This is a genomic window from Pseudomonas sp. IT-P253 (assembly GCF_949768125.1).
Classification (GTDB): domain Bacteria; phylum Pseudomonadota; class Gammaproteobacteria; order Pseudomonadales; family Pseudomonadaceae; genus Aquipseudomonas.
In genome coordinates this window covers 254,531-272,493 of the sequence record NZ_CATKPT010000022.1, presented here as the reverse complement: position 1 = coordinate 272,493, position 17,963 = coordinate 254,531, and the positions used below count along the sequence as shown (strand labels likewise).

The following is a 17,963-nucleotide window of genomic DNA, read 5'->3' as shown; positions in this document are numbered from 1 at the left end:
GCTCATCCGAGGTAGAGCTTAGGACTCGCTCCGTGCCTCATCCCCTGAAAATATCGAATGGCTCGATCCTCAGAACCTTGCGGATCCCCAGGTAACTGGAAAAACCGGCGATCAAGAGCACCAGTCCAAACGCCAGCCCTAGATTCCAGAAGGTGATGATTGCTGCGTAGTTAGGCAGATTGGTACGCGCAATGGCGATCATCAGGGTCACCAGGCCGATGCCCAGCCCATAACCGGTCATGGCCGTAAACGTGGCCATGAACAGGATCATATAGACCAGCTCCCGGCTCTTGGCACCAATGGCCTTGAGGGCGGCGAATTTGTCCAGGTTTTCCAGAATGAAGGTGTAGAACGTTTGGCCGGATATCGATAGCCCGACCAGAAAACTGATAACGGTCATCATCAGGATGTTAGTGCCCACCCCGGTCTGATAAATGTAGTAATTGGCAATGCGCTGGTTGAACTCCTTCTTGGTCAGGGCGACATAGCCCAATTGCGCCACCTGCTGCTTGATCGCCGCCTCCGCTTGCTTGCTCCTGGATTTGAGCAAGATGTAAGACACCGTGAAGCGAGTGGTCGGCAGGTATTCGATGGCTCTGCGGTAGGTGGTGTAAAGCGTCGGCACACCGGTCAACCCACTGACGAGGACCTTGGCAATACCCACAATGGTGCCCCGGTGATCGTTGAGTTCAAATGAGGTGCCGATCCTGGGGTTGCCCAGTTTCGCAAACTCGGCATCGTGGACCATGATGAACGCATTCTCGGCGTAGATATCCTCGATAGCGCCCTGCTCCAGCGCCGGACGGCCGAACAGGCTCGTGTCGTCCAGGCCGATCACGCTGACCCCTTGGTAGGTGCCGTTGGACAGCCGCACCTGCGCACTGCCAATGAAGATCGGCACGGCAAATTCAACTTGCTTCATGCTGCGCACGGCATCCAGCAGGTAATCAGGCAGCGGGATGACACTGGTGGGTGTGTTCACCGCCGGGTCGAGGATCCACATCGGTGCACCGATGTTGGTCACCGTCGAGTAGGCCCTGTTCAGGATCCCGGCAAACATCGCGGTCATTTGCATCATCAGGAACACCGAGAACGTAATACCCACCAGCAACGCGGAAAACTTGGCGCGATCATTGACCAGGAGTTTGTACCCGATGCGCAGGATGCCGGCGTACTTCATGGGGCCGGCCTGCTACCGGCAGCGTCTGGACGGTTCCACCACCCGCCTCCCAGGGCAACGAATAACCCGACAGTGTCCTGATGACGTTGGGCCAGCGCTTGCAAGTAGGCGATGTTGACCTGATGCAGCTGCACATCGGCCACCAGCAGATCCAGATACGTCACCAGCCCCGAGCGATAGTTGGCCTGCAATAATCTCAATGCCTCCTGGGCGCTGGCTTGTGCCTCAGCCTGTTTTTGCAAGGATTGGGCATCGAACTCCAGCGCTTTGAGGACATCAGCCACTTGGGCGAAAGACTCCAGCACCACTTGCCGATAATTCGCCGCCGCTTGCTGATAGGCATCGATGGCAGCCTGACGGCCAAACCACAGACGACCGCCCTCAAACAGCGGAATGTCGATCGATGGCCCGACACTCCAGAAGCGTCCGGCACTGGCGAACAGTGATCCGGTGGAAGATCCGGCGGTCCCGTAGGTGCCCGTCAGGCTGAAGCTGGGAAACATCGCCGCCGTCGCCACGCCGATATCGGCACTGGCCTGGTGCAACTGAGCTTCAGCGGAAAGGATATCCGGCCGCTGGCGAACCAGCTCGGAAGGCAGACTGACGGGTAGATCCCTGGGCAGTGAAAGTGTCGTCAAGCGGATGTCGGGGAGTTTGACTTGCGTGGGTACCACACCTTCGAGCGTAGCCAGCAAATGTTCAGTCTGGCTGATTTTCAGTTTCAGCGCCGGCAACAAAGCCTCATTGGTAGCGATCAGACTTTGCAAACTCAGGATCGCTGAATAGGGCACCGTTCCGCTGCGCACCTGGACCTCAGTGGACTGAAGCTGCTGCCTTTGCAGTTCAATCAGCTGCTCCGTGGCCTCGATCTGCGCGGCATAGGCTGCACGGGCGATGGCCGTATTGACGACATTGGCGGTCAGGGTGAGGTAAGCCGCCTGCGTCAGCCAGGTTTGATGGTCGACTTGAGCTTGCAAACCTTCGACGGCTCGACGCTCACCACCAAAAATATCGAGGGTATAGCTGATGGTGCCACTGAGGGTCATCACATTGAAGATCGAGCTGGTCGTCGTCAGCCCTTGCTGAAGGGGGACACTGCGTTCGCGACTCGCACCGAAGTGCGCGTCCAGGTGCGGGTAGAAAACGCCGTAGCCCGCCATGAGTATGTCCTGGCTTTGCCGCAAACTGGCCTCGGCCGCCTGCAAGGTCATGTTATGGGTAATCGCCTGCCGTACCAGCGCATCCAGCGAAGTGGACTGGAACAACCGCCACCAGTGCGGCGTGACCTCGCCCCCCGGCACAAAGCGTTGTACCTGCCCCTGTGCCGCGACAGTATTCGGCACCGCGTCGCGCAGGTAGCTCTGCTGCGCGGGGGCTGCCGGGCGCGAAAAGTCCGGCCCGACCTTGCAGGCGCTGCTCAACATCAGCAGGCTCAGCACGAGCCAGCGACCCCATACGCAGCGAAACCGGCCTGCCCTGTCCATTATTTCTGACCTATGAAGACATCCACCAACTGACCCGGATACACCATCGGAAGATCTTTTTTCTCAAACCGGAATATCACCGCCAGAACCCTCAGGTCGACTTTCTCCTGGCGCTGATTGGACAACTCGATTTTCGGCGACACGTAGGGTTGTACGCGGACGAACTCCAGCGGCACTTTGATATCCGTGCCATGGATCAGCATCTGCGCACGAATGTGCTCGGGGGCGGGCAAACGAGCAATCAGGATCTCATCGACGTAGCAGCGAACTGCCAGATGCTCCTGATCGGCACTCATGACAACCAGCGGACTGAACCCTTGTGTGTAAGTATCGTAGGCCCCCTGGGGTGACACATAACTGCCGACGGTGCTGTTGATTGCCAACACCACCCCGTCCGTCGGTGCCTTGATCACGTATTGTGCCAACGCCACGGCCGACGCTTTCAGCGCCGCTTGCGCCTGGGCCGCCGTGTCTTTCGCGGTATCGAGGGTGTCCTTGCTGATCGATTTCGGGTCAATGGCGTAGGACTCCAACCGCTTGTTGTACTGGTCCCGAGCGGTCGTCACATTGGCTTGTGCCAACTCGAAATTAGCCCTGGGCAGCGCGTCGTCTATCGTCACCAACGGCATGCCACGGGTGACCACTTGCCCTTCATGCACCAGCACTTGAGTCAGGGGCCCGGCCACTTGCGGATAGATCACGATGTTGGAACCGCCAGATTGTTCACTTTCGATAATGCCATTGGCATAGATCGCGGTGTCGTAAGTACTGCTCGCCGGCGCAAAGGCTGGCGGCAGCGTTTGGGGGGTGCGCCCAAACAGGTACGCGGCGATCAATCCGACAAGGACACCGAGTATCGCCAGCGCGAACAATAGGGGCTTTTTCACGGCGGGGTCCGCTCGGGCTCGGAGATACGGCCGTCTTCCATGTAGATGATGCGATCGGCGTACTCGTTGATCCGTGCGTCGTGCGTGACGATCAGGATGCACCGCTGCTGATTGAGGATCCGGGCCTTGACGAAGGCAATGATCATTTTTCCGGTATCACCGTCGAGGGAAGCGGTGGGCTCGTCCAGAATCAGGATCTGTGGCCCGCTCACGATCGCTCGGGCAATGGCGACGCGCTGTTGCTCGCCGCCGGAAAGCTTGACCGGCAGGATGTCCCCCCGATCCTTGAGGCCGACCACTTCCAGGCTCTGCCTGGCCTGCACGATGGCATCGTTCCAGTCGTGGTGCTGGAGAATCAGGGGAATGGCGACATTCTCGGCAGCGGTTAATCGCGCAAAGAGGTGATAGTCCTGAAATACAAACCCAATGTTATTGAGGCGCAGCTCCGCCAATTGATCGCTGCTCAAACTCCAGATGTCCTGGCCATTGATCATCACCGTCCCGGCATCGGGTCGCAATATGCCGGAGATCATGCTTAACAGCGTGGTCTTGCCACTGCCGGAGGGCCCCACGATAAAGACCATTTCGCCAAACTGCGCGACCAACGCAACCTGATCGACCGCGGTCATGCGCGCACTGCCTTCGCCAAACCATTTGCTCAGCCCACTTGAAACGATTGCCGGATGATTGGCCGTGGCCGCTGGGACGGTACTCATGTTCTCTCCTCCCAACAGTCCTTGACCGAGGACGACAGCAAGGCTGGCAACGGCTCCTGGGGAGGTACGGCCCTGAGTTTCATGGCGCAATCCTGACGCGGTGGAGGTCATTGAATCAGCATTGCCGATCGCGCCACGTAGGCATTGATATAAATCAGACAGCGCCTGAAGGCTCATCGCAGGTGCCGTAAAAGCCCTTATTGTTTGGCCCCCAGCGCCGCCATGTAATGAGCGACGGATTCGGCATCTGCCTCAGACAATGCATGAGCATTTTGCTTCGTCAGGTCGCCCCGGGGACGCTGACCGGCCTGTTGAAACACCTGGATCTGGCGAATCATGTAGGCGGCATGTTGCCCCCCCACGCGGGGTATCGGGCCACTGCCCTGGCCGTCAGCACCATGACAGGAGCTACACCGAGCGACGCCGGATTCAGGCACGCCTTGGCGAAAGATCAATTCACCCCGCGCATCAGGCGTATCGGCGTCAGCCTTCATCGGGCTCTGACTTGAAAAATAGTCTGCCAGCTCGGTGATTTGAGTCTCTGTCAGACGGGTAAACCCCCACATGTACTGAGTTCCGGTTTTATCGACGCGCGCATGGCCCTTGAAGTCAGTCAGCTGCAATTTCAGGTACTCGTTTTGCTGACCGGCCAATTTGGGAAAGGTCGGCGAAATGGACTCCCCTGTCAGTCCATGGCACAGGGAGCAAACGCTGTCCGCCATGGCGACACCGGCCATGGGCGACGTTTTTTGCGATGCCTCCTCGCTCGTGTGGGTACAGCCCATGAGCGCAGCGACACAGAGGGCAAGCGCTAGCTGTGAGCGGTTGAAAGTACGCTTCATGCCAAATGATTCCATGATCTACGCCCCTAGGTTCAGCGGATCAATACGTGCCCTTCACATACATTTCAATTCCCTCTGAAAGACGCTGCCTGGTGACACCTATGGCTGGAGCCTAGCTAGACACAGACCATTTACAAGCTCGGAGGAAAACGAGCCATTAAGCCTGATTCGGGATAACGCGCTCATCGCGTCAGGTCATGTTCGGCAGCCAGCGAATACTGGCTCCAAACAGCGTCGCTTAAGGCATTGCACCCTTTGTTGACGAAACTCAATGATTGGTCTGGATCAGGGTGTAGAAATAAACAAACAGACGACAATTGTATCGAGCGCCTGCAGATTGATTTCGGGCGGTTGAGCGTTGATGAAAGACAAGCGCAATGCCACTGGCGGTAACCCACTTTTATGGGGATAACGGTCATGAATACCCCTTCCCAAGACCTGCTGGATAAACTGTATGGCTCATCTCGGCACATCGATGAGGCCGCCATCGCGCCTCTTCTGCGCCAGTACGCTGAGCCACTGCCCACGCTGGATTCTCCCGCTTTTGGTGAAATGTTCGATCGCTACGCGGATGCCCGTGTGGTGATGATCGGTGAAGCCAGTCATGGCACCAGCGACTTCTATCGAACCCGGGCGGCGATTACTCAACGGTTGATTGAGCAGCACGGGTTCAACATTGTGGCCGTTGAAGCGGACTGGCCGGATGCCGGCTATGTCGACCGGTATGTCCGGGGGTTGGTACGCACGGCCTGGAAGCGCCACATTTTCAGCCGATTCCCGACCTGGATGTGGCGCAACACCGAGGTAAGAGCGTTCGCCCACTGGCTGCATCAGTTCAACCACCAATACGCCCCTGAGCGTCGCGTCGAGTTCCGCGGCCTGGACGTTTACAGTTTGCGCAACTCGATTCATGAAGTGTTGAGTTATCTCGACGGGGTCGACCCGCAGTTGGCCCATGAAGCCCGGCGGCGCTATGGCTGTTTGACGCCTTGGCAGGATGAACCGGCGCTGTACGGCCACTTCGTCGAACGTGGCGGCTTGATGCCCTGTGAGCAGCCGGTGATCGAGCAGCTCAATGCCATGCTGGCCGAACAACTGGCCGGGCTTATCCAGGACGACGAGGCATTCTTTAATGCGGCGCAAAATGCCCGTGTAGTACAGGCTGCGGAACAGTATTACCGCGCGATTTATCGAGGATCGACCAGTTCCTGGAACCTGCGCGACCGGCACATGTTCGACACACTACGTGCACTGCTTGAGCACCGGGGCCCGCAGGCCAAAGCCGTGGTCTGGGCGCACAATTCTCATATCGGCAACGCGGCTGCCACGGAAATGGGCTGGAAGGGCCAGTTCAACATCGGTCAGCTGTGCCGCAGTGCCTATGGGCGCGATGTCGTGCTGATCGGCATGAGCACCGACCGTGGCCAGGTGGCCGCGGCCGACGACTGGGACGGCGACATGCGCATCAAGGACATCCGTCCCTCTCGCCCGGACAGTTGGGAGCATCAGTTTCTCAAGGCCGGTGTGCCGGCGTCATTGACCGACTGGCGAGACCCACAGCGCAAAGAGCTGCGCCGGGTGTTGTCCAAACCGTTGTTGGAGCGGGCCATCGGGGTGATTTACCGCCCCGAAACCGAGCGTGGCAGTCACTACTTCGAAGCGATGCTGGCCGAACAGTTCGACGCCTTGATCTGGATTGAACAGACCCAACCGGTGACAGCACTGGCACTGCCAAAAAGCCAGCAACTCGAACCGGAAGACGAAACCTTTCCGTTTGGTGTATGAGGCTACTCAAGGACTGCTGCGCAGATGCTTTTCGAACCAGTCGCCAGCCAGTCTGGCGACTTCCTCAAGGGCTCCGGGTTCTTCGAAAAGATGGGTCGCGCCTGCCACGATTTCCAGACGCTGCTCACACCGCAAGGCATGACGGCTTTGATCATTCAGTTCGAGCACCACGGGGTCCTGTGCGCCAACGATCTGCAGAGTGGGCGCCCTCACCTGCGACAGTTCCGGACCCGCCAGGTCGGTGCGCCCTCCCCGGCTGACCACCGCCTGCACCACCTCCGGGCGCTGCGCCGCCGCAACCAGCGCCGCCGCAGCGCCGGTGCTAGCGCCGAACAGACCGATTCGCAGCGAGTGCAAGGCTACGTCCCGACCGACCCAGTCGATCACCTCCACCAGTCGCTTGGCAAGGAAGGCGATATCGAAACGTAGCTCCCGGGTGTAGTTGTCCAGGCGTTGCTCTGGCTCCGTGAGCAGGTCGAACAGCAACGATCCCAGCCGCCGCCTGGCCAGCGACTCTGCGACATACTGATTACGCGGGCTTGAACGCCCGCTGCCGCTGCCATGAACGAAGACCACCAGGCCGCTGGCGTTGGTCGGCAGCCGCAAATCGGCTGACAACACAACGTCCTGCAGGTCCAACTGGCGGGATTGAGATTCAAGCATCGAAACGCTCCTCAGTGGAGGCCCCGGCATCGGACTCTCGTTGCCAGGCCTGCCGCAACAGATCAATGACCTCGTAATCTGAAGTCTGGGAGAAATTCAAGTACCAATAACCGATCGACATCATCCACTCAGGCGTGAGTGTGCAGATCACCTCATCGACTTCGCTACGCAGCGCCTCTGCCGTATCCACTGGCGCAACCGGCACCGCAACGACGATGCGAGCCGGCGCCTGCAATCGCACCGCCTGGATCGCCGCCATCATGGAGGCGCCAGTTGCCAGACCGTCATCGATCAAAATCACCACCTGATCCTTGAGTTGCACAGGTGGGCGGTTTTCCCGGTACACCTGCTCGCGACGCAACAGCTCCCGTGTTTCCCGTGCGACCACGGCGTCGAAACTGGCTTGATCAATCGGGTGAGCCCGCAGCGCGTCTTCGTTAACGATCTGTATGCCGCCACTGGCAATGGCGCCCATGGCGTACTCCGGGCGGGACGGAACGCCCAGCTTGCGGACCAACAAGAGGTCCAGGCGCACCTCCAGCGCGGTGGCCACTTCATACGCCACCGGTACACCGCCTCGGGGCAAGGCGAGGATGATGACATCGCGTCGATGCGCGTATTTGAGCAACGGTTCCACCAGACGTCGACCGGCGTCTACCCGGTCCTGCAAGGTGGTTTGCAATGAGGGGATCTGAGTCATTGGAATACCTCCTCAGGCGACTGCGCCTGCTTTCGTAATACCGGGCCTTGTCCGCTCTAGACCGCCAGAACACTGCAAGGCACCTGATACAGGATATGTTCGGTCGTGCTGCCCAGCAGCTTCTCCAGGCCGTGGTACTGGACCCTGCCCATCACGATCACATCCATGTGCTGATCGTTGGCAAAATCGCTCAATGCCGAGACCGGGTGTCCGAGAACGAAATGCCGACGGTCAGAGGGTACGCCGTACCGAGTGGCTAATTTGAGGAACGATTGTTCCTCGGTTGTGCGCAACTCTTTGGTGATGTCAGAAAGCGCCAGGCCGCCCATGTCCGCCAGATAGACATTCGAAAGATCGCAGGCATACAACAGGTGCAACTCAGCATCGCACTGCAGCGCCAGGTTGGAGGCTTGCTGAATGATTCGCTCGTTCAGTTCGTTACTTTCAGGATGCAGATCCGACGCATCAACCGCTGCCACGACCTTGCGCGGCAAGGCGTGGCCACTGCCGCCGACCAGATAAACCGGGATCGGGCAGTGGCGTAACAATTGCCAGTCCAGCGGCGTGAAGAACGCGCGTTTTAGCGCTGATACGTGCTCAACTTCCTTGATTAACAGGTCCGGCTGCATTTCCGTGACATGATCAAGGATGTCTTGCTTCATGTCCTCGGCCCACGTCACCTCCACCGTCACTTGGAGCCCGAGAGCGTGGAGGTTTTTCGCCTGGTTCTTCAACCAGTCGCGATGGTCCTGAAGGTAGCTTTCCCGGGCTGTTTCCCGCACGCTTTCTTCAAGCAGTGACAGTATGTCCAATGGCTTTGCAAACGCAGCAATATGCAGGCTCGCGCCACTGGCCTTGGCGAGGGCCGCAGCATGGTTTATCGCTGGGGAATGGCGCAGGTCCGGGTTGATGATCAGCAGCAAGCGTTGATATTGGCTCATGATCTGACTCCAGACAGGTGGGACTCGACGTCCACCACTGCCCCGTTGCCGAGGCCCGTCGTGACGCCTGCGCCGAATCCGGCGGCGTTGATTCAGAGTCCTCTGTCGAGACTACTCTGGCGTTGACTTTTATCAAATGCCAGCGCAAAACCCGTCTACTGGAGCGGCGTCTTACGCCTCTCCGCCGAGCCCCGCACCACCAAAATGGACCTGCACCGCCATGGCCATGATGCGATTCGGCATAGGCCGGTAAGGCAAGGCTTGTGGCAAACAGGATCAACCCTGTCAACGCGCAACGTTTTACCGTGTCGGTGTTCATGATATTTACCTGATCGAACAGTGAGTAGCGCTTACTGCTGGCCTGTTTCGTCCTGGTCACCGTCCATCTGCAGCCTGTGCATGGGCATAGGCATGTGCATGGGCATCTGCCAACCGTCATAGCCGGCGTTCCTGTGATGCATCACCGTCCAGAACAGGTCGAATATGGTTTTCTGTTCAGTCTCCAGCGCGTCGTAGAAGGTTTTGGTACGCACCTGAGCAGCGTCCAGACGCACCAGATGCTCCTGCATCCAGGTGGTTTGTGCGCGCAGGCGCTCTATCCCTTTGGCCATCCTTTGCGGCGTTGTTTCATCCATCAGCGCTTGCTTCGAACTCGCCATCTCGTCGCGCCGGGTCTTGTCCTTTTCCAGTTGCTGATTGGCATCGGTAATCACGCCTGTGGACCAAGCCTCCCAAGCGGGCATTTGCTCCGGCTTGAGATTGAGCTTGCCTTTCAGATCATCCAGGGTCTGCTGCGTATGTTTGACCCAATCGAACTCCTGGAAATGATGGGACATGCCACCTTGCGGTGACATGGGTGGGTTGGCGAAGACGCGGGTGGATGGCAACAATAAAACGCTTGCCGCTATCAACATGCATTGGCCGATCATGCTTGCTTTGTTCATCTCAGCTCATCTCGACACCGTGGGGGATGGTTCGAGATTAGGAGCCGGGCGGGTGGAGAATCTGATCCACATCAGAAAACAGCCAGACAATCGGGACTGAGGATAAACGGTCAGCCAATCCAGCGGATCTCCGGCGCCTTGTGCACGATGGGTGCGGGCGCAGATTTCGGATGGCCAACGATAATGGGCGCCACTGGCGTCCACTCGGCCGGCAGGCCAAGGGCATGCTTGCCATCCGGCTTGCGTAAGCCCAGCTGTTGACTTAAATCAAATCAAGGCAGACCAGTCTCTCGTTTCATCTGACGACTCGCGCACTTACGAACGACGCCACGTCGAGCGAAATTGATCTGCATCAGATGGGCGCTGTGCGCTCACTGCACACTGGAAACGCCTGGCTCGCTCTCGCAAAACGGGCAACGCGGTAAAATGGCTCGCGCAGGAGCGCTGACGTGCGTGGAAAAATCATGACGTATCTCCACGGAAACACCGTGTTCCAGTTGTTAATGCGCGCCGTGCTGGTGTGTGTTTGCGGACTGGCCTGGGGCGCGGACAGCGCCGAACCACACGTCACGATCCTCGTTTACCACCGTTTTTCGGAGACGGCGGACGACTCGATGACGGTGCGCATGAGCACCTTCGAATCCCAACTACGTGTCCTGCGTGAGCACGGCTACCACATCGTGCCGCTGCGTGAGGTGGTCGACTGGCTACGCGATCCCGATGCGACGTTGCCGCCCAAGCCAGTGGTGATCACCGTCGACGACGGGCATCGGTCGGTATATGAAAAACTGCTGCCGGTGATGCTGCGCGAACGGTTGACGGTCACGCTGTTTATTTACCCATCCGCGATCTCCAACGCGTCCTATGCCATGACCTGGGAGCAATTGCGTGCCCTCAAACAGACCGGGCTCGTGGATATCCAGTCGCATACGTACTGGCATCCCAATTTCAACATCGAGCGTCGACACCGTACACCAGAGGATTTCCAGCAATTCGTGCGCACACAACTCGAAAAATCACGGCAACGTATCGAGTCGCAAACCGGTTCCCATGTCGACATGCTCGCGTGGCCGTTCGGTATCTACGACGATGAGTTGATCACGCTCGCCGCCGATGAAGGCTATACCGTCGGTTTGACTCTGGACGCGCGCAAGGCTGACCGGCACGCACGGCTGCTTGCACTGCCGCGGTTTTTGATGATCGATGCCTACGGTGCAAATACTTTCGCGCGCCTGCTCGGCGAACCGACTACCCAGTCAACGACCGCTGCAGGGAGCCCACCATGACCTTGATCCGCGCCTTCAGGCGTTTGGCTCCCCCGGCGTTGCTCGCCTTCAGCGCCCTGCTGGTGGATCAAGCCCTGGCGCTCAGCGGCGTCGTACTCGACTCCAGTACCCGTAATCCGGTTGCCGGCGCGACCATCACGACGTCGGCCGGTGTGACAAAAACCGACGACCAGGGGCAGTTCGAGACTGATGACGCGGCCGAAAGCGTCGCGGCCCGCGCCCCAGGGTATCTGCGCACCGAGGTTAAGGTGTTCGACGAAACCTCTGTGACGCTCGAATTGACTCCATTTCGTCCGAAAGCCGTTTATCTGTCGGTGTTCGGCGTGACCAGCGCGCCCCTGCGCAACAGCGCCACCGCCCTTGCCGACAGCACCGTGATCAATGCACTGGTCATAGACGTCAAGGGTGACCGCGGCCTGACGCCCTATCGCAGTGCGGCACGCGAGGCCATTGGCGCGGAGGCCCGTGTGACAACGCACGCACCTCATGCACGGGATTTTCCTGCGTTGCTTGCCAGGCTGCATGATCAACACCTCTACCTGATCGCACGCATCGTGGTGTTCAAGGACGATCCACTGGCCGACGCGCATCCGCAGTGGAGCGTGCATACCGCAGACGGCGAACCCTGGCGCGATAGCGAAAACCTGCAATGGATGGATCCGTTTTCCCACGACGTCTGGCAGCACAATCTTGATGTCGCCGAGGAGGCGGCACGGATGGGCTTCGATGAGATCCAGTTCGACTATTTGCGCTTTCCCGACAAGAGCGGGCTACGCTTTGCCCTCCCGAACACCCGGGCCAACCGCACCGCGGCAATTGTCGGGTTCCTGCAGGCTGCTCGTACGCGGCTCGCGCCCTATAACGTGTTCATCGCCGCGGACATCTTCGGCTACGTCTGCTGGAACCTTGACGACACCGCGATCGGCCAGCAAATCGAACTGCTCGGCGCAGAGCTCGACTATATTTCACCGATGCTGTACCCGTCCGGCTTCACTTGGGGGCTGCCAGGGTTGACCGACCCGGTCGCCGATCCCGGCCAGATTGTCAGGCGCTCCCTGGCAAAGGCGAAGCATCGCACCCACCTGCCAGGCGCGCGTTTCCGTCCGTGGCTGCAAGCCTTTCGCGATTATGCGTTCGATCACCGCGTGTTTGACGCGGCGGCAATCAGTCCACAGGTAAACGCCGCTGATGCTGCCGGCTCCAATGGATGGATGTTATGGAACCCACACAATCACTACGACGCCGCAGATCTGCCCACCCGTTGATCGGTGCACTCAAACGCTGGGCACTGTTGTTTGGCTTGGCGGTGGCGATGGCTACGCAGATCGCGGGTGCCGCCGAGATCGATGCGACGGCGCGCCTGCAAATCGCCGGAACCGTGGAGGGACAGATCGCCGCCGGACGTATTCCGGGTGCCGTCGTCCTGATCGGGGACGCCACGCATGTATTCTATCGCCAAGCCTTTGGACAACGGGTGACGGCGCCCTCCTCTGAACCGATGACGCTGGACACCGAGTTCGATCTCGCGTCGTTGACCAAGGTCATCTCGACCACCACGGCGGTGATGCAACTGGCCGAAACGGGACGAATCAACCTGAACGCGCCCGTGGCGCGGTATTGGCCGGCCTTTGGGTCATTCGGCAAAAACACGGTGACGGTGCGCGAACTGCTTGCGCATACCTCCGGGCTGCCACCAGACCTGCCTGCGCGGCCGCCGCAAGCCGGCCGGGAAGCCGTATTGAGCGCGATTGCGGCGCAGCGTCCGCGCAGCGCACCCGGTGAACGTGTCATCTACAGCGATCTTAATTTCGTGGTGCTTGGGGAGCTGGTCGAGCGCATCACCCACCTTCCACTTGACGCGTATTGCCGGGTGCATATCTTCGGCCCACTGGGCATGCGCGACACGGTCTTCGTGCCGGACGCCGGAAGAGCGGCACGCAGTGCACCGACCATCGCCAACCAGGCCGGCATCCTCCGCGGACGCGTGCACGATCCGACGGCCCGATGGATGGGCGGCGTTTCGGGTAACGCGGGGCTGTTTTCCACTGCGGACGATCTCGCCCGCTTCGCGCAGATGATGCTCAACGACGGGCGCGCGGGCACCGTGCGAATTCTGCGGCCCGAGACCATCGCCGCACTGGCGGCGGCGTCCTCACCGCTCGCGGCCGTGCCGTGGCGCGGCCTCGGCTGGGAACTGGCCGCACCGTTCGTGCAGAATCATGACCGCCTGCCGCCGATTGGCGTCATCGGCCACACCGGCTACACCGGTACGGGTCTGTGGATCGATCGGGTAACAGGCCAATTCATTGTCATCCTGACCAACCGTGTGTACCCGGACGACCGCGGTGATGCTCGCCCGCTTCGTGCGCAGTTGCTCGCGTTGCTGGCAAGCCGGGCCGCGCCTGTGAGCGCTGCACAAATCGGTCGGACGTTGCCGTCAGCGTTGCCGGCGCTGCGTGAAGCCAATCGCCTGCCGACCTCGACGGGCCCAGTGCAGGCCGGCATTGACGTGCTGGAGGCGCAGCAGTTTGCGCCGCTCGCCGGCCTGCGCGTGGGTTTGATCACCAATCGCAGCGGCTTTGACGCCGAGGGCAGGCGCACCGTCGACGTACTCGCGCATGCGCCAGGCGTCACGCTGGCGGCGCTGTTCTCGCCGGAACACGGACTTGATACCGATGTGGACGAACGGGTCGGCGACACCCGCGACGCGGCGACGGGCCTCACTGTGCACAGCCTGTACGGCGCAACGCAGCGCTTCCCGGCGGCGTCACTTCGTGGGCTGGATGCGCTGATCTTTGACATACAAGACGCCGGCGTACGCTTCTTCACCTATGAAACGACGCTCGGCTACGCGCTGGAGGCCGCAGCGGCGCGAGGCATTCCGCTGTTCGTGCTGGACCGACCCGACCCGCTAGGTGCGCAGCGCTTCGGCGGACCGGTGCTGGACAGCCGGCATGAATCCTTCACTGGCTATTTCCCTGCACCGCTTCAGCCCGGCATGACGGTCGGCGAACTGGCGAACCTGTTCAATCGCAACAAACACATTGGCGCGGCTCTGCGCGTGGTACCGATGCAGGGCTACCTACGCACAATGACCTTTGCCGACACCGGTCTGGGTTGGGTACCGCTATCGCCGAACCTGCGCACGCTGTCCCAACTCGACCTGTACCCGGATGTCGGTTTGCTCGAAGGCGCGAATGTAAGTGTGGGGCGTGGTACACCGCATCCGTTTGAGTGGATCGGCGCGCCGTGGGTTGACGCACGCCGGCTCGCCACCGCGCTGAATGCGCTCGACGCCGGCGCGCATTTCGAGCCGGTCGACTTCGTCCCCACTGAGTCCAACTGGCGCGGCCAACTCTGTCATGGTGTGAGCATCACTCGCGACGCGGCCCCCGATCGACATCCTGTGGCAAACCTGGGACTGTCGCTGCTCGCTACACTGCACGCGCTCTACCCCGACACATTCAACCTTGCGGCGACCCACGGTTCGGTCGGTTCGCAAGTCGTGTGGCAAGCGATTCAGGACGGCGTTAGAGCGGATGCGGCGCAAACACTCGACGCCGCGGCGCTTGCGCGCTTCGCCACACTGCGGGAGCAGAGCCTGCTCTATTGACTGTGTGTGGTCCTGCCCTAGACCGCCAAGACGCTGCAAGGCACCTGATACAGGATGTGTTCGGTCGTACTGCCCAGCAGCTTCTCCACGCCATGGTCCTGGACTCTGCCCATCACGATCACATCCACGTGATGCTCGTTGGCAAACTCGCTCAACGCCGAGACCGGGTGTCCGATAACGAAATGCCGGCGGTCAGCGGGCACGCCGTACCGACCGCAGAACTTCAGGAACGATTTTTCCAACTCTCTGCGCAGGCCTTTGGTCAGGTCCGAGAGTTTCAAGCCGCCGCCCAATTCCTCCAGGTAGTCTTGCGAAATGTCATAGGCATACAACAAGTGCAACTCGGCATCGCACTGTATGGCAAGGCTGGAAGCCTGTTGGATGATGCGGTCATTCAGTTCGCTGTTTTCAGCGTTGCCCACCGACGCATCAACCGCTGCGACGACCTTGCGCGGCAAGGCATGAGCACCGCCGCCCAGCAGATAGACCGGTATCGGGCAGTGGCGTAACACGTGCCAGTCCAACGGAGTGAAGAACGCGCGTTTGAGCGCTGATTCGTGCTGCACTTGCTTGATCAACAGGTCGGGCTGCATTTCCGTGACGTGATCGAGAATGTCTTGCTGCATGTCATCGGACCACGTCACCTCGGTGGTCACCTCGATACCTCTGCCACGCAGATTGATGGCCTGATCCTTCAGCCAGTGGCGATGCTCATGCAAATAGTTCTCCCGAGCCTGTTCCCGTGCGCCCTCTTCGAGCAGCGACAGTATGTCCAGCGATTTTACAAAGGCGGCAATATGCAAGGTCGCACCGCTGGCCTTGGCCAGGGCGGCGGCATGGTTGATTGCAGGGGAATGGCGCAGAGCCGGGTTGATGATCAGCAGCAAGCGTTGATATTGGCTCATGATCTGCCTCCAGACAGATGGGATTCGACCTCTGCGCCGGTTCAGGTGCCAGCGTCAAGCCAGACTGCGCCGCTGGAAGGTGCCTGACGTTGATAAATATCAAATACCGGCATGAGGCCTGTAAGACCCACAGCCTTTCATTTCACTGTACTTGATCACTATCAATCGGGTCCGGACCTCCCTTCTGCGCACGGCAGCCATCACTCAGGGAACGGTGGTTGGGCAGGCGATTCCTTTTCTGGAATATCGGTCAAGGTCGCCTCGGTCAACAGCAGGATGCTGGCGACTGAAACCGCATTTTCAAGGGCAATGCGCACTACCTTGGTCGGGTCAATGATGCCCGCTTCGTACATGTCGACATAACGATTGGCGGAGGCATCGAAGCCGATGTTTCCAGGCTCCGCGAGCATGCGCGCAACAACGACGCCAGCATCCACCGCCGAGTTTTCGGCTATGAGTCTGGCCGGTGCTTCCAGCGCCCGACGAAGAATCTGCAGTCCAGTCCTGGCATCCCCCTCATAACGGGCTTCTTCGGCGGCGATAATCGGCACGGCCTTGAGCAGCGCAAGCCCGCCACCGGGAACAATGCCTTCGGCGATCGCCGCGCGGGTCGCTGAGATGGCATCATCCAGCGCATCCTTGCGTGCCTTCATTTCTGCCTCGGAAGGCGCCCCGACCCGGATCACCGCGACACCGCCGGACAGCCTGGCCAGTCGCTCCTGAAGTTTTTCACGGTCGTAATCGCTGGTGGTAGCGTCCATTTGCGCACGGATCTGCTGCAGACGCGCCTCAATGGCCTCGCGTGTACCGGCGCCCCCTATCAGCGACGTGCTGTCTTTTTGCACCACGACTCGGTGCGCTCGTCCCAACTGCTTCAATTCCACCTGTTCGAGGGTGATGCCCAGCTCATTGGACACCACCGTTGCCCCCGTCAGAACGGCCATATCCTGGAGCATTTCCTTGCGTCGATCACCAAAGCCTGGTGCCTTGATCGCCACTGCGCGCAATACGCCCCGAATCTGATTGACGACGAGCGTGGTCAACGCCTCACCTTCGATGTCGTCTGCAATCAACACCAGTGGCTGTCCGCTTTTAGCCACGAGCTCAAGCAAGGGAAGCAGGTCTTGGAGTACACCGATCTTATGGTCACAGAGCAGCAGGAAGGCATCATCGAGTTCGACCTGCATCTTCTCGGCGTCGGTGACGAAATAAGGCGAGACATAACCCCGGTCAAACCGCATGCCTTCCATGACCTCGACCACTGTTTCGGTGGTCTTGGACTCCTCGACACTGACGACGCCTTCAACGCCGACCTTTTCCAGGGCATCTGCCACCAGTTGACCGATGACGGCATCGTTATGCGCCGACAGCGTGGCGACCTGGGCCTTTTCCTTGGGGGTGCTGACGGGGCGCGACTGGGCGGCAAGTGATTCCACGACCAACAACAGCCCACGATCCAGGCCCCGTTTGAGGTCGATCGCACTGGCCCCCGCGACGACGTTGCGGATGCCATCGGCCAGGATTGCGTGGGCCAGCACCGTTGACGTACTGGTCCCGTCCCCTACCGCATCGCCTGTGCGCTCTGCCGCCTGTCGCAGCATTTGGGCTCCGAGGTTTTCCTCGGGGTCTAGCAGGTCAATTCGTTTGGCGATCGTCACGCCATCATTGCAGACGGTGGGATTGCCCCATTTATTCTGAATCAACACCGATTTTGATTTCGGGCCCAGCGTCACGCGCACGGCGTCCGCCAACTGTGTGGCGCCACTGAGGATTTTCTCGCGAGCTGTCGCACGAAACACGATCTTACTGTGAGCCATCAGGTTGTTCTCCTGCCAGTTCTACATCAGTGTGTTCTAGCTACCTCTATGAAATGGTCTCGCCAATGTTGACTTTTATCAACAAAATCGCCCCCTCGCAGCGTCCTCCCGTCGCCTCACGAGAATACCGGCAGCAGTGGTTTTGACCGGTTGTCAGCGCTCGCCCCCAGGTTGAAGGTTCGGCCGTCTGCTCACAGTCG

General features: G+C 59.8%; 15 protein-coding genes and 1 pseudogene. 4 read left to right on the top strand and 12 right to left on the bottom strand.

Annotated elements, in window-relative coordinates:
- Positions 1 to 37: 37 nt before the first annotated feature.
- The 5 genes from ACM6IR_RS13975 to ACM6IR_RS13955 form a co-directional block, all read right to left on the bottom strand.
- On the bottom strand, positions 38 to 1,180 hold the full coding sequence (locus ACM6IR_RS13975) for an ABC transporter permease (RefSeq protein WP_414908251.1): 1,143 nt from the start codon (positions 1,178 to 1,180) through the stop codon (positions 38 to 40).
- A complete protein-coding gene (locus ACM6IR_RS13970) occupies positions 1,177 to 2,664 on the bottom strand; it encodes an efflux transporter outer membrane subunit (protein WP_414908250.1) in 1,488 nt (495 codons plus the stop codon). The genes ACM6IR_RS13975 and ACM6IR_RS13970 overlap by 4 nt, the downstream gene beginning before the upstream one ends.
- Positions 2,664 to 3,551 (bottom strand): efflux RND transporter periplasmic adaptor subunit, encoded by an 888-nt coding sequence (locus tag ACM6IR_RS13965; RefSeq protein ID WP_414908249.1) that lies wholly within the window; start codon positions 3,549 to 3,551, stop codon positions 2,664 to 2,666. Before ACM6IR_RS13965 ends, ACM6IR_RS13970 begins: the two co-directional genes overlap by 1 nt.
- Entirely contained in the window at positions 3,548 to 4,267 is a 720-nt protein-coding gene (locus ACM6IR_RS13960; protein ID WP_414908248.1) for an ABC transporter ATP-binding protein, read from the bottom strand. Before ACM6IR_RS13960 ends, ACM6IR_RS13965 begins: the two co-directional genes overlap by 4 nt.
- Positions 4,268 to 4,464: 197 nt before the next feature.
- Positions 4,465 to 5,109 carry a c-type cytochrome gene (locus tag ACM6IR_RS13955; RefSeq protein ID WP_414908247.1) on the bottom strand — a complete coding sequence of 215 codons (645 nt, stop codon included), beginning with the start codon at positions 5,107 to 5,109 and terminating at the stop codon, positions 4,465 to 4,467.
- A 417-nt stretch (positions 5,110 to 5,526) separates the two neighbouring features.
- On the opposite strand from ACM6IR_RS13955, the gene ACM6IR_RS13950 reads away from it, so the two are divergent.
- On the top strand, positions 5,527 to 6,894 hold the full coding sequence (locus ACM6IR_RS13950; protein WP_414908246.1) for an erythromycin esterase family protein: 1,368 nt from the start codon (positions 5,527 to 5,529) through the stop codon (positions 6,892 to 6,894).
- A 6-nt stretch (positions 6,895 to 6,900) separates the two neighbouring features.
- On the opposite strand, the gene ACM6IR_RS13945 is transcribed toward ACM6IR_RS13950, so the two are convergent.
- From ACM6IR_RS13945 to ACM6IR_RS13925, 5 genes and pseudogenes are all read right to left on the bottom strand, one after another.
- The gene (locus ACM6IR_RS13945; RefSeq protein ID WP_414908245.1) at positions 6,901 to 7,557 is read right to left on the bottom strand and encodes a dienelactone hydrolase family protein; all 657 of its coding nucleotides are present in this window, start codon (positions 7,555 to 7,557) and stop codon (positions 6,901 to 6,903) included.
- Positions 7,550 to 8,257, bottom strand: a complete 708-nt coding sequence (locus ACM6IR_RS13940) for a phosphoribosyltransferase (RefSeq protein ID WP_414908244.1) — start codon at positions 8,255 to 8,257, stop codon at positions 7,550 to 7,552. Before ACM6IR_RS13940 ends, ACM6IR_RS13945 begins: the two co-directional genes overlap by 8 nt.
- Positions 8,258 to 8,313: 56 nt before the next feature.
- Entirely contained in the window at positions 8,314 to 9,198 is an 885-nt protein-coding gene (locus tag ACM6IR_RS13935; RefSeq protein ID WP_414908243.1) for a universal stress protein, read from the bottom strand.
- Between the two features lie 350 nt (positions 9,199 to 9,548).
- Complete coding sequence (locus tag ACM6IR_RS13930) at positions 9,549 to 10,142, bottom strand: Spy/CpxP family protein refolding chaperone (RefSeq protein ID WP_414908242.1); 594 nt, start codon at positions 10,140 to 10,142, stop codon at positions 9,549 to 9,551.
- 110 nt (positions 10,143 to 10,252) lie between these two features.
- A pseudogene (locus ACM6IR_RS13925) lies at positions 10,253 to 10,390 on the bottom strand (nitroreductase); the annotation flags it as partial.
- Between the two features lie 201 nt (positions 10,391 to 10,591).
- Between ACM6IR_RS13925 and ACM6IR_RS13920 the strand changes: the two are divergent.
- From ACM6IR_RS13920 to ACM6IR_RS13910, 3 genes are read left to right on the top strand one after another with little or no spacing between them, the layout of a single operon-like run.
- Positions 10,592 to 11,428, top strand: coding sequence for a polysaccharide deacetylase family protein (locus ACM6IR_RS13920; RefSeq protein WP_414908241.1), 837 nt, complete (start codon positions 10,592 to 10,594; stop codon positions 11,426 to 11,428).
- Positions 11,425 to 12,693, top strand: coding sequence for a putative glycoside hydrolase (locus ACM6IR_RS13915; RefSeq protein WP_414908240.1), 1,269 nt, complete (start codon positions 11,425 to 11,427; stop codon positions 12,691 to 12,693). Before ACM6IR_RS13920 ends, ACM6IR_RS13915 begins: the two co-directional genes overlap by 4 nt.
- Positions 12,645 to 15,041, top strand: a complete 2,397-nt coding sequence (locus ACM6IR_RS13910) for an exo-beta-N-acetylmuramidase NamZ domain-containing protein (RefSeq protein ID WP_414908239.1) — start codon at positions 12,645 to 12,647, stop codon at positions 15,039 to 15,041. Before ACM6IR_RS13915 ends, ACM6IR_RS13910 begins: the two co-directional genes overlap by 49 nt.
- A 17-nt stretch (positions 15,042 to 15,058) precedes the next feature.
- Here ACM6IR_RS13910 and ACM6IR_RS13905 read toward each other — a convergent pair whose 3' ends face one another.
- Positions 15,059 to 15,946, bottom strand: coding sequence for a universal stress protein (locus tag ACM6IR_RS13905; RefSeq protein ID WP_414908238.1), 888 nt, complete (start codon positions 15,944 to 15,946; stop codon positions 15,059 to 15,061).
- A gap of 200 nt (positions 15,947 to 16,146) precedes the next feature.
- Positions 16,147 to 17,763, bottom strand: coding sequence for a chaperonin GroEL (gene groL / locus ACM6IR_RS13900; RefSeq protein WP_414908237.1), 1,617 nt, complete (start codon positions 17,761 to 17,763; stop codon positions 16,147 to 16,149).
- Positions 17,764 to 17,963 lie beyond the last annotated feature (200 nt).

Excerpts from the sequence above, each read along its gene's own strand:
- ACM6IR_RS13975 (WP_414908251.1), bottom strand. The coding sequence starts at position 1,180 with ATGAAGTACGCCGGCATCCTGCGCATCGGGTACAAACTCCTGGTCAAT.
- ACM6IR_RS13970 (WP_414908250.1), bottom strand. The coding sequence starts at position 2,664 with ATGGACAGGGCAGGCCGGTTTCGCTGCGTATGGGGTCGCTGGCTCGTG.
- ACM6IR_RS13960 (WP_414908248.1), bottom strand. The coding sequence starts at position 4,267 with ATGAGTACCGTCCCAGCGGCCACGGCCAATCATCCGGCAATCGTTTCA.
- ACM6IR_RS13955 (WP_414908247.1), bottom strand. The coding sequence starts at position 5,109 with ATGAAGCGTACTTTCAACCGCTCACAGCTAGCGCTTGCCCTCTGTGTC.
- ACM6IR_RS13950 (WP_414908246.1), top strand. The coding sequence starts at position 5,527 with ATGAATACCCCTTCCCAAGACCTGCTGGATAAACTGTATGGCTCATCT.
- ACM6IR_RS13945 (WP_414908245.1), bottom strand. The coding sequence starts at position 7,557 with ATGCTTGAATCTCAATCCCGCCAGTTGGACCTGCAGGACGTTGTGTTG.
- ACM6IR_RS13940 (WP_414908244.1), bottom strand. The coding sequence starts at position 8,257 with ATGACTCAGATCCCCTCATTGCAAACCACCTTGCAGGACCGGGTAGAC.
- ACM6IR_RS13935 (WP_414908243.1), bottom strand. The coding sequence starts at position 9,198 with ATGAGCCAATATCAACGCTTGCTGCTGATCATCAACCCGGACCTGCGC.
- ACM6IR_RS13930 (WP_414908242.1), bottom strand. The coding sequence starts at position 10,142 with ATGAACAAAGCAAGCATGATCGGCCAATGCATGTTGATAGCGGCAAGC.
- ACM6IR_RS13915 (WP_414908240.1), top strand. The coding sequence starts at position 11,425 with ATGACCTTGATCCGCGCCTTCAGGCGTTTGGCTCCCCCGGCGTTGCTC.
- ACM6IR_RS13910 (WP_414908239.1), top strand. The coding sequence starts at position 12,645 with ATGGAACCCACACAATCACTACGACGCCGCAGATCTGCCCACCCGTTG.
- ACM6IR_RS13905 (WP_414908238.1), bottom strand. The coding sequence starts at position 15,946 with ATGAGCCAATATCAACGCTTGCTGCTGATCATCAACCCGGCTCTGCGC.
- groL (WP_414908237.1), bottom strand. The coding sequence starts at position 17,763 with ATGGCTCACAGTAAGATCGTGTTTCGTGCGACAGCTCGCGAGAAAATC.